The sequence below is a fragment of the Comamonas sp. AG1104 genome, from assembly GCF_003350425.1.
GTDB classification, from domain to species: domain Bacteria; phylum Pseudomonadota; class Gammaproteobacteria; order Burkholderiales; family Burkholderiaceae_C; genus Comamonas; species Comamonas testosteroni.
In genome coordinates, this window is record NZ_QQAS01000003.1 from 398351 (window position 1) to 412081 (window position 13731).

Sequence of the window (13731 nt, forward strand, 5' to 3'; positions counted from 1 at the left end):
GAACTGCTCAGGGCCTGTGCTTTTCGGCGCAGCCGACCAGATGGTTGTACATGCTGGTCATGCACTGGTACATATCGCGCGAGCGTCCCGTGGCGGCCTTGCAGTCGCTGACCGTGGCCTGGGAGCGCAGCTTCACGAAGTTACCCGCCGAGCTGTCGTACTGGGCCTGGGTGATATAGCCGCCCTTGAGGTTTTTCTGGCCGTTTTCCAGCATGGTCTCGATCTGGCTGCGAATGTTGTCCACCGCCAGCGCGCAGTTCAGCGCCACCTCCTTGCCGTCGACCTTTCTCAGGCCCTGGGCCAGACCGTCGGCCATCTCCTGAGCGCCCTTGGGCAGCTTCCTGGTGCCGTCGGGATTGCGTGCCTCGGCTCCTTCGCCAAAGCGCCCCGCGCCCGCCCCCGAGCTGCCGTTGGGCGAGACCTTGACCTGCGACGCATCCGCCTGCTGCGGCGGCAGCTGCGAGCCGTAATGCGTCTGCCCCTGCGCATCCACCCATTTGTAGACGGGCTGCGCCATCAGGGCTCCGACCCAGACCAGTCCCAGCGTGGCGATGAGCACGCGGCCTCTTGCTGCTGACATTGCTACTTTCTCCCTCACTCGGTATGGATCTGCCATCCGCAGAAACGATCTTTGTAAAGAAGTGTAAACAATAATCAGCAATATGAAAACAGGAGCTGCCTGCGCTTCTTCATCCTTGATTTCAGACCTAAATCAGTTTGAAACTCATGGTTAAAGTACGCTGACAGCTCCTGATTCAGAAGCTCATGCCGCGGCTGAAGCGCTCAGCCTCAGAACTTCATGTTCGCCGTGACCCAGAAGGTACGACCGGCCTGGGTCACGCCCGACACCGAGGAGCCGCCCTGGAAGTAGCTGTTCACCCAGGTCGGCGTGCCGTTGACGCTGACCTGCTGGTACTTGCGGAAATCCTTGTCGAACAGATTGAAGATGCTGGCGTTGATGCTCAGGCTCTTGTTGACCTGATAGCTGCCGCCCAGATGGAACAGCGCATAGCCCTTGATATCGCCCACGGCATCGAACACGGCCTTGTTGGCTGAGCTCAGATTGTCGTAGGAGCCGCTGAAGCGCGGGCTCTTGCTGCGGTACTCGCCGCGTGCCCACAGACGCCACTGGCTGGTCGGGGTCCAGTCCAGCTGGGCGCTGGCAATATGCTTGGCGGTATTGGCCAGCTGACCGTTCTTGCGGCCTCCTTCGATCACCTCGCTGTTGGTCCAGGTATAGCCGGCCTTGACAGCCCAGTCCTTGGCCAGCTGGGCGCGGCTGCTCAGCTCCAGACCCCAGGTCTTGGCCTTGTCCACGTTGATGGAGTAATCGGCCGTGGGATTGAAGGCGCAGCTGGAGATGGCCGAAGTCAGGCAGGAGCCGCCCGAGGCGATCTTGTCCTTGACATCGTTGTGGAAGAAGGTCGCTGCGCTGGTCCAGCCTGCCTTGTTGTCGAACAGGGCCGACAGCTCCACATTGGTGCTGGTCTCGGGCTTGAGGTTGGGGTTGCCGATATTGATGGTCTGGCCCTGGCCGCTAATGCCGCTGACACCGTCGATCAGCTGATTCAGGCGCGGAGCCTTGAAGCCCTGACTCACGCCGCCCTTGAAGGTCCAGTTCGTCGTCGCATCCCAGACCAGATAGGCACGCGGGCTGAACTGGCCGCCAAAGGCGTCATGGTGGTCATAGCGGCCGCCCAGCGTGGCGGTCAGGCCCTGGCGCAGGCGCCACTCGTCTTCCACGAACAGCGACCACATGGTCTGCTTGTGGCTCTGCGGCAGCAGCCCGTCCTTGAGCTTGGCATCCCAGAACTGGCCGCCCACGGTCAGCATATGGGCATCACCCAGAGGCGCCACCAGCTTGCTGTCCAGCACCAGATTGGTGGTCTTGAGCTCGCGATCGGCGCCAGCACGCGGGTCGCCCTTGGGCACCGACGCGCCGGGGATGGTGCGGCCAATGGTCTCGGTTTCGGTATGCATCAGGCTGCTTTCCAGCGTGCCAAAGCCCAGACGGCCGGTATGACCGATGCTGACCTGATCGCGGTTGAAACGCAGCGCATCGCGATAACCGGGCTGCGAACCAGGCTTGGCAACCGCATCGCGATTGCCCAGACGGCCATCCTCGTTGTTGTACCAGGTGCGGGCCTGGTCCACGTCCAGCCAGATATCGTGATAGCGGCTGGGCGTCAGCGTCAGCTTGGCGCCCAGACTGTGCTGGCGGCTCTGTGCCGGCGCAGGGTTGCGTGCACCGGCGGGCTGTGCGGCGCCAGGGGCCAGCACCCAGTCGGCCGCATCGCGGTTGAAGGTGCTGCCACGCACGGCCAGGCCCAGCACGTCCTGCTTGATGGGGCCGTTGATGTAGAAGCTGCTCCTGTACTGGTTGCCCCATTCGCTGTCTTGTGGAATGCCGGCGCCCACGCTGACTTCGCCACCCCACTCCTTGCTGACCTTGCGCGTGATTATGTTGATCACGCCGCCCATGGCGTCCGAGCCATAGAGCGTGGACATGGGGCCGCGAATGACTTCGATACGCTCGATAGCCGACATGGGCGGCATGAAGCTGGTCAGCGCCGCACCAAAGCCGTTGGGCGTGACGTCGCCCGGCACGTTCTGGCGGCGCCCGTCGATCAGGATCAGCGTGTAGTCGCTGGGCATGCCACGGATGCTGATGTCGAGACCGCCGGTCTTGCCTGTGCCGCCCATCACATCAATGCCTTCCACGCCCTGCAGGGCTTCGGCCAGATCGCGGAAGTTCTTGGTCTCAAGCTCCTGGCGCGTCACGACGGAGATGGAGGCCGGGGCATTTTTCAGCTCTTGCTCGAAGCCGGAGGCCGAGACCACCACCTCCTCCATGGTGGACTCCTTGGCTTGCGCAAAGGCATTGCCGGCGCATGCGGCGGCAGCGGCCAGGGCCAGTAAACGGGGTTGCCAGCGAATATGGCGGGCGCGGCTCAGAGCTGCGTTGGACATGATGACTCCTCGGCCTGCCTTGGGCAGGTCGTTCACAGATACGGGTAGGAAGCGGCGGCCCGGTGGGCCTTCTGGACAGCTGGCAAGCAGCTAATGGGAGACAAAGCCGAGGTTGTATGTGACGTTATGGGCTCTGACGGTTGCAATTATGTACTTTTGTAAACGCAAACCAGTCTCATTCGCCATCTGTTTGTAGGTTATTCACCTACAAGGGGCTTTGCATGCTATTTCGCGCGCGCCTCGGCGCGGGTCTTGTTTGAGCACTTGAAGAGTTCAATAAAAAAAGCGCTCCACACCTTTCAGGCAGAGCGCTTTTTACTATCATTAAATGAGCAATCAGCTCATCGAAACACCCACTTATGGCAAGTCCTTCATGGTCTCTGGATCATTGGCCGGGCGCGGGCCTATGGTGCCCAGTCGGCTTTTGAGCGACTGAGGCTGGCCGGTGATCAGCGCCGCATAGTTGGTCGTGTTGGAGAGCACCTTCTTCACATAGTCGCGGGTCTCGCTGAAGGGCACGTTTTCGGCCCAGATGGCGGCATCCAGCGTGGGGCCGTTGCGCCAGTTGCGCGGGCGGCCCGGGCCGGCGTTGTAACCCGCGGCAGCCAGCGCCATTGAGCCCTCGAAGTCATCCAGCGCCAGCTTGAGATAGGAGGTGCCGATGGTGATGTTGGTGTCGCGGTCGTTGATCATGTCGGGAGTGAAGCCCGTCATGCCGATCTTCCTGGCCGTCCAGCGCGCCGTGGCCGGCATCACCTGCATCAGCCCCGAAGCGCCCACGCCGGAGCGTGCATCCATGATGAAGCGGCTCTCCTGACGGATCAGGCCATAGACATAGGCTGGATCCAGCCCGATATTGCGCGACTTGGCCAGCACCGTGTCGTGATAGGGCATGGGAAAGCGCTGCTTCCAGTCGGCAAAGGTCTTGGTGCGCTCGCTGGTGTTGATGCAGCGATCCCAGACCTGGCGCTCGCAGGCCAGATCGGCCGCCGCATACAGCTCGCGATCTTCCATGCCTCCCGGCTGGTGCAGATTGGTGGAGTAGTTCCACTCGCGCACGCCTTCGCCGCGCAGGCCCATGCCAATCGCATACAGGCTGCGGCTCAGGCCGGGGTTGCTGCGCGCCGCCGCCTTTTCCTGCGCCGTCAACGGTGCGGGCGCGGGCGGCACGGTGATGCGCTGCCCGATTTCCTCCAGCGCCAGCTGCTCGTAGAAGCTGCTGCTGCCGGCCGTGTCCTCCAGCAGCTGGCGGGCTTCGGCCTTTTCCTCGGCATTGGGGCGGCCCGCCAGCATGGCCTTGGCTTTCCAGTAGGCCCAGGTCGGGTCGGTGCGCTCCGGCCCCATGGCGTCGATGGCGCGGCGCACGGCCTTCCAGTCGCCGGCGCGCAACGCGGCACGGGCCTTCCAGCCCAGCAGGTCGTCGCTCAGGTCCTCGTTGCGGCGTACCTTGCCGAAATAGCTATTGGCATCGGGCGAGAGCTTGAAGGCAGCCTGCTTGCCGGCCACGGCCCAGGCCCAGTTGCGCTCCTCGCCGTTGAGCTGGGCGCCCCAGCCGCCGTCGATCTGCGTGGCGGCCGCATCGGGGTCGCTGGCCGCCATGCGGATCAGGGCCAGCAGGGCCAGTTCCTTGCGCTCGCGCCCGCGTGCCTTGCTCTGGCCTGCCAGGTATTTGGCGGGCGAGGCAAACACCTGCGCCACCTGGTCGGCGGACTCGGGAGCGACGATGGCCACCGCATCACGGGCCGCCTTCTGGCGATTGTTTTCTGTGGCCACACGGGCACGGCGCCAGACATCGGCGTCGGTGATCAGCTTGTTCGCATACAGCTGGCCGGCAGCCGTGGTGCAGCCGTCATCGGCATCTTTTTGCGCCATCCACAGATCGCGCACCTGCTGGCCCACATTGGGCGCGCCCCGGCCTTGCAAGGCGTCGGCCAGCAGGGCGTAGCAGGTGACGGACTTGTCGTCGCGCATGCGGAACTTGGGATAGACCTGACTGAAGGTGTTCCAGTCGCGCTGCTTGCCCAGCAGTAGCAGCCAGTCGTTACGCAAGCGGTCTTCCTGGTAGGTGCCGGCATAGCGGTTCAGAAAGCCCTGGATTTCATCGGGCGATGCGGTTTCCAGGCGGTTCTTGAGTTCCCAGTAAGCGGCCCAAGGTTCGAGAGGGTGACCGGCAGCCTGAGGCAGGAGCTGGGTCAGCGCCGTCTGATTGCGGCTGCGGAATGCTTTTTGCATGTCCAGCAACACGGCATCGCCCGGGTTCTGTGCCTGCGCAAACGGAGCAGCTACAGTCAGCAGGGATGCCGCACAAAGCGGTGTCAAAATCTTCAGCCAGTGCATGGAGGAAATTATCCGATGGACAAAGCAGCGTTACGCCGCAAGTTGATTGAACTGCGCCTCAACCTTCCAGATCGCCTGCAACGCGCCGATGCGCTGCAGCAGGTGATGCGCTTTTGGCTGATGGAGCGGCCCGATACCGTGATTGGTGCCTACTGGCCCATCAAGGCAGAGTTCGATCCGCTGCCAGCCCTGCATCGCTGGAAGGAAGACGGCGAGCTACAGGGTACTCCACAAAGGCGCAGAATCGGGCTGCCGGTGATAGACAAACAGCGCAAGACGCTGAGTTTTCACGCCTGGTACCCCGGTTGCCCGATGGAGGAGGACGCCTATGGCATTCCCAAGCCCAAGGATACCGAACTGCTGGTGCCCACGCTGCTGTTTGTCCCCTGTGTAGGCTACGCGGCCGGCGGCTACCGCCTGGGCTATGGCGGCGGCTTCTATGACCGCACGCTGGCCGAGCTGAGCCCGCGCCCGTTCACCGTCGGTCTGGGCTATACCAATGGCTATGTCGATGACTTCCAGCCCGAGGCCCATGACCTGCCGCTGGATGCCATCCTCAATGACAACGGCGTGGTCTGGCCTGTCTAAACTTTGAATCGCATTGATTGCTTTGCCATGAGTCGTCCCCGCAAGAACATTCCCCAGCGCCGCTACCGCCCGCGCCCTCCGCTGACCGTGATGCAGCTGCCGCTGACTGCGCCAGAGCTGCAGCGGCTGCAAGCCCATATGCGCCGCCATGGCGCGCTCGGCCTGACACCGCGCCAGCACGATGCCATCTGGGATTTTCTGTTCGAGCGCCCGGAAAGCCAGACCTGGCTCAGCCAGATGACGGCGCAGATCCAGGCTGGGCAGATCGCCACGCGGCCCAGCGCCTGATCGGGTTCGTCAAAAAAATGCTCCTTATGAAGGAGCATTTACCGTATTCAATCAAAGGACTTCAGAGCTTTATCAGTCTGAAGTCCTTTTTTATCAAGCGCAAGCAGCTATCAATTTCAAGTTTTAGACTGACTGGCGCGCCAGTTGCGCCAGCCCGATGCACGCAGCTCGCAGGCTGGGCAGCTGCCGCAGCCATAGCCCCATTCGTGCAGCACATCGCGCGTGCCCTGGTAGCAGGTATGGGTCTCGGTGCGAATCAGCTCCACCAGCTCGCTGCCGCCCAGATCATGGGCCAGCTGCCAGGTCTGGGCCTTGTCCAGCCACATCAGCGGCGTATCGATGCGCAGCCGGCGCTCCAGGCCCAGGTTCAGTGCCAGTTGCTGGGCCTTCATGGTGTCGTCGCGGCAATCGGGGTAGCCCGAATAATCGGTCTCGCAGACGCCGGTGACGATCACCGTCAGGCCGCGCCGATAGGCCAGCGCACCGGCCAGCGTCAGAAACAGCAGGTTGCGGCCCGGCACAAAGGTGTTGGGCAGGCCGTCGGCCTGCATGGCAAAAGCCACGTCCTCGGTCAGGGACGAGCCGCCGATCTGCTTGAGCACATCGAGCGACAGCACATGGTCCTCGCCCAGACGCGGCGCCCACTGGGGAAAGCGCTCAGCCAGCTGCTCGCGCACGCCTGCGCGCACCTGCATCTCCACACTGTGGCGCTGGCCGTAGTCAAAGCCCAGCGTCTCCACACGCTCGAACATGGCCAGGGCCTGAGCCAGGCAGGTGGTCGAGTCCTGGCCACCCGAGAACAGCACCAGCGCGCCCTTGTGGTGACCAGCCCCTGCCACATGCGCGGCCAGGTTTGCAGAAGAAGTGGAAGTATTTGCCATAGTGGTGCCAATTACATCATCAGCCGCAGCGCCCCGGCATGACTGTGGAATCAAAACACACAGACCGCCCGCCCCAAGCTTGATAAGCTGCTCGGCAAATCACACAGGAGTCCGCCATGAAGCTCTATATCGGCAACAAGAATTACTCATCCTGGTCCATGCGCCCCTGGGTGCTGATGCGCCAAAGCGGCATCAGCTTCGAAGAGCTCACACTGCGCTTTGACAGCTTTGCGCCCGACTCCAGCTTCAAGCTGCAGGCGCTGGCACTCGCCCCCACCGGCAAGGTGCCACTGCTGGTCGATGAGGGGCTGGTCATCTGGGACAGCCTGGCCATCTGCGAATATCTGGCCGAGCGTTTCCCGGAAAAGCATCTATGGCCGCAGACCGTGGCCCAGCGCGCCCGTGCGCGCAGCCTGGTGGCACAGATGCACAGCGGCTTCGGTGCACTGCGCAGCCTCTGCCCCATGAATATCGAAGCCCAGTTGCAGGAGACCGGTGCCCGGCTCTGGGCCGAGCATGCCGATCTGCGCAGCGATGTCCAGCAGCTCGAAGAACTCTGGACCCCGCTGCTGAGCATCGCCAGCGGCCCCATGCTGTTTGGCCACTTCAGCATTGCCGATGCCTTTTTTGCGCCGGTGTGCATGCGCATCAACAGCTACGGCCTGCCGACCTCGGCCCCGGTACGCGCCTATATACAGCGCATCACCCAGCTGCCCGCCACCCAGGAATGGATTCAGGCGGCTCTGGCCGAGCAGGATTTTCTGCAGTTCGAAGAGCCTTATCGCCAGCAGCGCTGAGTCCGCAATCCCGCAATCGCGGTATCTGCACGCCGGCTCGCAGCCACTACCATTGCAGCATGAGTGAATTCAAGGTTTTCAAGGTAGGCGGCGCAGTGCGCGATGCATTGCTGGGCCTGCCCGTCAACGATACGGACTGGGTGGTGGTTGGCGCCACGCCGGAGCAGATGAGCGCGCGCGGCTTCGTGCCCGTGGGGCGCGACTTTCCGGTGTTTCTGCACCCCCAGACCCATGAGGAATATGCGCTGGCGCGCACCGAGCGCAAGAACGGCATGGGCTATCGCGGCTTTGTGGTCCACACCGCCGCCGATGTGACGCTGGAAGAAGACCTGGCGCGGCGCGATCTCACCATCAACTCCATCGCTGCTCCCGCAGACTGGACAGGCAACGGCGACCTCGAAGACCTGGTGGATCCCTATCGCGGCCAGCAGGATCTGAAGGATCGCGTGCTGCGCCATGTGACCGATGCCTTCCGCGAAGACCCGGTACGCATTCTGCGTCTGGCCCGCTTTGCGGCGCGCTTCACCGATTTCTCCGTCGCACCCGAGACCATGGAACTCATGCACGAGATGGTGGCGGCCGGCGAGGTCGATGCCCTGGTGCCCGAGCGCGTGTGGCAGGAAATCAGCCGCGGCCTGATGGAGGCCCAGCCCTCGCGCATGTTCAACATCCTGCGCGAATGCGGAGCTCTGGCCCGGCTGTTGCCCGAACTCGACAAGCTCTGGGGCGTGCCCCAGCGCGCCGAGTACCACCCCGAGATCGATTGCGGCGTGCATGCCATGATGGTGCTGGACATGTCGGCCCGCTTGCAGACACCGCTGTCCGTGCGCTTTGCCTGCCTGTGCCATGACTTCGGCAAAGGCACCACGCCGGCCGATGTACTGCCCCGCCATATCGGCCACGAACAGCGCAGCGCCCGCCTGCTGCTGCAGGTCTGCGAGCGCTGGCGCGTGCCCAACGACTGCAAGGAGCTGGCCGAGGTCGTGGCACGCGAGCATGGCAACATCCATCGCAGCCACGAGCTCAATGCCGCCGCCCTGCTGCGCCTGCTGGAGCGCTGCGATGCCATCCGCAAGCCCCAGCGCTTCGAGGAAGCCTTGCTGGCCTGCGAATGCGACGCACGCGGACGTCTGGGCTTTGAAGAGGCGGCCTACCCGCAGCGCCAGCGCCTGGGCAATGCCCTGACGGCGGCTCTGGCCGTGGAAACCGCCCCCGTTGCCCAGGCGGCAGCGCAGCGCGGCCTCAAAGGCAAGGCCATTGGCGACGCAGTGAGCAAGGCGCGCGAGCAGGCGATTGCTTCCTATCTGGAAGGCGGCGCCTAGCAGTCCGCGCGCCGAGGCCAACGGGGTAGGGATGGGCACCGCTTGAGTTAAGTCAAAGAAGGTATGCTGCAGCCATTGCACAGTACGAGACGGCTGCGGCGGTTCGCTCCGCCCGGGCCATGCAGCGGATCACGAAACCCGCTGCAACCCCCATGCCATACCGGCATGGTTCTTTGACAGGCAAGTGTCCGGCCTACAGGTCTGGGCCTTGCCTTCTACTTCAAGGAGGTGCTCTGATGTCCTTACCCCAGACCATGAAAGCCGCCGTGGTGCGCTCCTTCGGGAAGCCGCTCACGATTGAAGAAATGCCGGTGCCCCGACCGACAGACGATCAGATCCTGGTCAAGATCGCGGCTTCCGGCGTCTGCCACACCGATCTGCATGCTGCCGAAGGCGACTGGCCTGTCAAGCCTCATCCGCCCTTCATTCCCGGCCACGAGGGCGTGGGCTATGTGGCTGCAGTGGGCAAGAACGTCAAGCATGTCAAGGAAGGCGATCGCGTGGGCGTGCCCTGGCTGCACAGCGCCTGCGGCTTCTGCCGCCACTGCATAGGCGGCTGGGAGACCTTGTGCGAATCTCAGACCAATACCGGCTATTCGGTCAACGGCGGCTTTGCCGACTACGCACTGGCCGATCCCAACTATGTGGGCCATCTGCCATCGAACGTGAGCTTTATCGACGTCGCTCCCGTGCTCTGCGCCGGGGTCACGGTGTACAAGGGGCTGAAAGTCACCGATGCCAAGCCCGGTGACTGGGTGGTGATTTCCGGCATCGGCGGCCTGGGACATATGGCCGTGCAATATGCCAAGGCCATGGGCTTCAACGTCGCGGCGGTCGACATCGACGACAGCAAACTCGCTCTGGCGCGTCAGCTGGGCGCAACCGTCACTGTCAACGCCAGGACCACCGATCCGGCGGCCTATCTGCAAAGAGAGATTGAAGGCGCCCATGGCGTGCTGGTCACGGCCGTGTCGCCCAAGGCTTTCGAGCAGGCGCTGGGCATGGTGCGTCGCGGCGGCACGATTTCGCTCAACGGCCTGCCGCCCGGCGACTTTCCGCTGCCGATCTTCTCCATGGTGCTCAAGGGCATCACGGTACGCGGCTCCATCGTCGGCACGCGCCTGGACCTGCAGGAGTCGCTGGACTTTGCAGCTCAGGGCAAGGTCAAGGCCACCGTATCCACCGACAAGCTGGAAAACATCAACGACATCTTTGCCCGCATGCACGAAGGCAAGATCGAAGGCCGCGTGGTGCTGGACATCGCCGCCTGAACCAGGCTGGCGCCCCGGCCGTGTCACCGCAGGCCATGCCCTGGTGATGCAGCCGGGAGCGCGAAAATCCGCCGCTCAGCTCACCGATCGCACCCAGCGCACGATCTCCGCTGCAGGCAGCGCCCCGGAGATGCGTGCCAGTTCCCGGCCTTCCTTGAAGATCACCATGGTCGGAATGCTGCGGATGCCAAAGGGTGCTGCAGCCTGCGGATAAGCCTCGGTATCGAGCTTGGCCAGCTGCGCCTGCCCCGCCAGCTGCTGCGCCGCCTGGGCAAAGGCCGGCGCCATCATGCGGCAGGGGCCGCACCAGGGGGCCCAGAAATCCACGACCACCGGCAACTGGCTGCGACCGGTGTGCCGGGCAAAGCTGTCGTTGTCCAGGGCCACGGGCTCGCCCGTCACCAGCGGCTGGTGGCAGCTGCCGCAATCGGGCTGATTACCCAGTTGCTCTTTGGCGATGCGATTGGTGGTGTGGCAATGAGGGCAGACGTAGTGCAGGGATTCGGACACGGGGCAACCTTTCTGGGATTCACGCAAACAAGAATGCGACAACGGCCCGCCTCCTGAGACAGGCGCCTTGCCTGAACCCGCTTTGCGCAAGTCTTGCTTTCTTTGGCAATGTCTGACGATGCCAGCAGGCACTGCTCGGGCTCAGGCCCGTATGTGCAGCCAAAGCCTGCAGATTCAAGTCGGCCAGCGTCAGAGCGTGGCTGCGATCTCAGAGCTTCACAAAGCGGGCAATCAGCGCGGCCACTACGCTGAGCAGCACCGTGCTGGCCACCGGCAGGAAGAACTCCTTGCCGAACAGGCGAAAGCGGAAGTCGCCGGGCAGACGCCCCAGCCCTATGCGCTGCAGCCAGCCGTGCAGCCCGTTGACGAGCAACAGGGCCAGAAAAATGACGATCAACCAGCGAATCATGAGAACGCAAGTATAGGGGCGCACTGTCCTGACGGCCTGCGCGCCCATGCTGTCAGGCAGCCATTCCGTTTATGCATGACATGCTTCCCAAAGATTGATTGACCTCAATTCCCCCCTCTGCCCATGATGTCCAAGCCCTGCGCCATGCAGAGTCCGGGCCCGTGCGTCTGCCGTCGCGGCCCTCCAACTACAAACGACGAGACATACCGTGCCCCAGACCTTTTCACGCAAACAGTTTCTCCTGACCGCAGCGCTGCTAGGCGCCAGCCTGGCCCTGCCTGCATCTGCCGACAGCTTCCCCAATCGCCCGCTCAAGCTGGTCGTTCCCTTCTCGCCCGGCGGCAATACCGATGTCGTGGCGCGCCTGGTCGGCCAGGGTCTGGCCGAGGCGCTGGGCCAGCCCGTCGTGGTGGAGAACGTCCCCGGCGCCAACGGTGCCATCGGTGCCAGCCGCGTCGCAGCCGCCGCCAATGACGGCTACACCCTGCTGTTCGGTACGGCGGGCACGCAGGCCATCAATCCCAGCCTGTACCGCAATCTCAGCGAGAAAAGCCTGGACGATTTCGAGTACGTTGCTCTGGTGACCTCAATTCCCAATGTGCTGGTGGTCAACGAGTCGAAAACGCCGGTCAAATCGGTGGCCGAGCTGGTGAGCTACGCGCGCGAGCGCCGCGCCGGGATGAGCTATGGCTCGCCGGGCATGGGCTCCACCGTGCATCTGTCGGGCGAGCTGCTCAAGAGCGCCGCCAAGCTGGACCTGGTTCACGCGCCCTACAAGGGCAGCGCTCCGGCCCTGACCGATCTGATCGGCGGCCAGATCGACTTCATCTTCGAGAACATCACGCCGGCGCTGCCCTTCATCCAGGGCGGCAAGCTCAAGGCGCTGGCCGTGACCTCCGCCGAGCGCCTGCCGCAGCTGCCCCAGGTCCCGACCATGAGGGAAAGCGGCTTCCCGTCCTTTGTCACGGCCACCTGGAACGGCGTGCTTGCGCCCAAGGGGACACCACGCGCCGTGGTCCAGCGCCTGGAAACGGCCACGCTCAAGGTGGCCAGCAGCCCAGAGTTCAAGGCCCGCGTCGCGGCCCTGGGCGGCGAACCCCGCCTGCTCGGCTCAAGCGCGTTCCGCGACTTCACGCGCACCGAGTACAAGCACTGGGGCAGCATCATCCAGGCCGCCAAGCTCGAAAAGCAGTGAGCTCGGCGGGCACGCAGACGCTATAGCCGCTATAGACGGTGCGTGCGGTCGCCCTGCACAAAGCCCTGCGGCGTCCAGGGCTCCACGCCCTTGGACAGGGCAACGACCTTGAACAGCTCACCCATCTCGTGCTCCATGACCAGCTTGGAGGCCATGGAGCGGGCCTTGATGCCGACCGCATCTAGCTTGGGCGCAAGTCCGCAGTTGATGAGAAAGTGCGCCTGATTGGTATAGCCCAGCACGTCGAAGCCCGCATCCTGGGCCGCCACGGCCGTTCCCGTGAAATTGACGTGGGCCGTGATGTCCTTGAGGCCGACCAGCACCAGAGGGTCATTGTCCACCTGATGCTGGTAGTGGCAGACCAGGGTCCCCATATGGCGCTGCTCGTGGTAGTACTCGCTCTCGCCAAAGCCGTAATCGATGAAAAAGGCAGCTCCCCGGGTCAGGCGTTCGCCCAGGGTGTGGATAAACGCTTCGCCCTGGCGGTGGATTTCGGTCAGAAAATCATGCGGCCCGCCGATATCCACAGGCGGACGCAGTTCGGTTGCTCGGTCTTCCCAGGCAAAGGCCGCCTCATCACCGTCGCCTGCGAGCACCACGCCGCGCTCATGCCATTGGCCCTGGGTGCGCTGCAGCAGTTGCACCGGCATGGCGTCCAGCACCTCGTTGCCGATGATCACGCCTTCCATGGCGTCCGGCAGCGCGTCCACCCAGCGCACCAGATGTTCGTACTTGGCCAGCGCCAGCTTCTGGCGCGCGCGCAGTGTGCCCGAGAGATCGACGATGGTGTAGCGCTCTGGCAACGCCCCCTGAGCCGCCAGCTCGTCGAGGATCTGCAGCGCCAGTGCGCCGGTGCCCGCGCCGAACTCCCAGATCTCACGGGTATTCGTTTTTTGTAGCGCTTCCCGTAGCTGGGACGCCACCAGTTGGCCAAAAATAGGCGAAATCTCCGGTGCCGTCACAAAGTCGCTGCCCGACTCCGGCATGGTGCCAAACTTGGCCGTTTCATTGGCGTAATAGCCCAGGCCCGGCGCATAGAGCGCGAGCTCCATGAAACGGTCGAAAGGCAGCCAGCCGCCCACGGCGGCAATCTCCTTGGCAATGCGGGATTGCAAGGCGCTCGTTAAACTTGAGGGTTCTGTCGTCACAACCCGCATTTTCCA

General features: G+C 63.6%; 13 protein-coding genes. 6 read left to right on the forward strand and 7 right to left on the reverse strand.

All coding sequences use genetic code 11. From position 1 onward, the window contains the following. Positions 1-7: 7 nt before the first annotated feature. The 3 genes from DFO48_RS10325 to DFO48_RS10335 form a co-directional block, all read right to left on the reverse strand. Entirely contained in the window at positions 8-580 is a 573-nt protein-coding gene (locus DFO48_RS10325) for a DUF4124 domain-containing protein (RefSeq protein WP_003073472.1), read from the reverse strand. Positions 581-789: 209 nt separating this feature from the next. Further along, positions 790-2970, reverse strand: coding sequence for a TonB-dependent receptor domain-containing protein (locus DFO48_RS10330; RefSeq protein WP_114863514.1), 2181 nt, complete (start codon positions 2968-2970; stop codon positions 790-792). A 357-nt stretch (positions 2971-3327) separates the two neighbouring features. After that, on the reverse strand, positions 3328-5307 hold the full coding sequence (locus DFO48_RS10335) for a lytic transglycosylase domain-containing protein (RefSeq protein ID WP_114863314.1): 1980 nt from the start codon (positions 5305-5307) through the stop codon (positions 3328-3330). A 15-nt stretch (positions 5308-5322) separates the two neighbouring features. On the opposite strand from DFO48_RS10335, the gene DFO48_RS10340 reads away from it, so the two are divergent. Together DFO48_RS10340 and DFO48_RS10345 are read left to right on the forward strand one after the other, a co-directional pair. Beyond that, positions 5323-5895: a 5-formyltetrahydrofolate cyclo-ligase gene (locus tag DFO48_RS10340; protein WP_003073478.1), complete on the forward strand. Its 573-nt coding sequence runs from the start codon at positions 5323-5325 to the stop codon at positions 5893-5895. A 27-nt stretch (positions 5896-5922) separates the two neighbouring features. Continuing rightward, positions 5923-6183 (forward strand): hypothetical protein, encoded by a 261-nt coding sequence (locus DFO48_RS10345; RefSeq protein ID WP_003073480.1) that lies wholly within the window; start codon positions 5923-5925, stop codon positions 6181-6183. Positions 6184-6299: 116 nt separating this feature from the next. On the opposite strand, the gene queC is transcribed toward DFO48_RS10345, so the two are convergent. Then, complete coding sequence (gene queC, locus DFO48_RS10350) at positions 6300-7064, reverse strand: 7-cyano-7-deazaguanine synthase QueC (protein WP_199406977.1); 765 nt, start codon at positions 7062-7064, stop codon at positions 6300-6302. Between the two features lie 116 nt (positions 7065-7180). Between queC and DFO48_RS10355 the strand changes: the two genes are divergently transcribed. From DFO48_RS10355 to adhP, 3 genes are all read left to right on the forward strand, one after another. Next, a complete protein-coding gene (locus tag DFO48_RS10355) occupies positions 7181-7861 on the forward strand; it encodes a glutathione S-transferase family protein (RefSeq protein WP_003073486.1) in 681 nt (226 codons plus the stop codon). Between the two features lie 59 nt (positions 7862-7920). Further along, positions 7921-9183, forward strand: a complete 1263-nt coding sequence (locus DFO48_RS10360) for a multifunctional CCA addition/repair protein (RefSeq protein WP_114863315.1) — start codon at positions 7921-7923, stop codon at positions 9181-9183. A 236-nt stretch (positions 9184-9419) separates the two neighbouring features. Further along, on the forward strand, positions 9420-10454 hold the full coding sequence (gene adhP / locus DFO48_RS10365) for an alcohol dehydrogenase AdhP (RefSeq protein WP_003073495.1): 1035 nt from the start codon (positions 9420-9422) through the stop codon (positions 10452-10454). A gap of 75 nt (positions 10455-10529) precedes the next feature. On the opposite strand, the gene trxC is transcribed toward adhP, so the two are convergent. Continuing rightward, positions 10530-10964 (reverse strand): thioredoxin TrxC, encoded by a 435-nt coding sequence (trxC, locus tag DFO48_RS10370; protein WP_114863316.1) that lies wholly within the window; start codon positions 10962-10964, stop codon positions 10530-10532. A gap of 208 nt (positions 10965-11172) precedes the next feature. Then, positions 11173-11373: a DUF2905 domain-containing protein gene (locus DFO48_RS10375; RefSeq protein WP_012839950.1), complete on the reverse strand. Its 201-nt coding sequence runs from the start codon at positions 11371-11373 to the stop codon at positions 11173-11175. Between the two features lie 208 nt (positions 11374-11581). On the opposite strand from DFO48_RS10375, the gene DFO48_RS10380 reads away from it, so the two are divergent. Beyond that, complete coding sequence (locus DFO48_RS10380; RefSeq protein ID WP_114863317.1) at positions 11582-12568, forward strand: tripartite tricarboxylate transporter substrate binding protein; 987 nt, start codon at positions 11582-11584, stop codon at positions 12566-12568. Positions 12569-12597: 29 nt separating this feature from the next. Here the strand turns inward: DFO48_RS10380 and DFO48_RS10385 are convergent, their stop codons facing one another. Beyond that, complete coding sequence (locus DFO48_RS10385) at positions 12598-13725, reverse strand: class I SAM-dependent methyltransferase (protein WP_199406978.1); 1128 nt, start codon at positions 13723-13725, stop codon at positions 12598-12600. Positions 13726-13731: the final 6 nt, after the last annotated feature.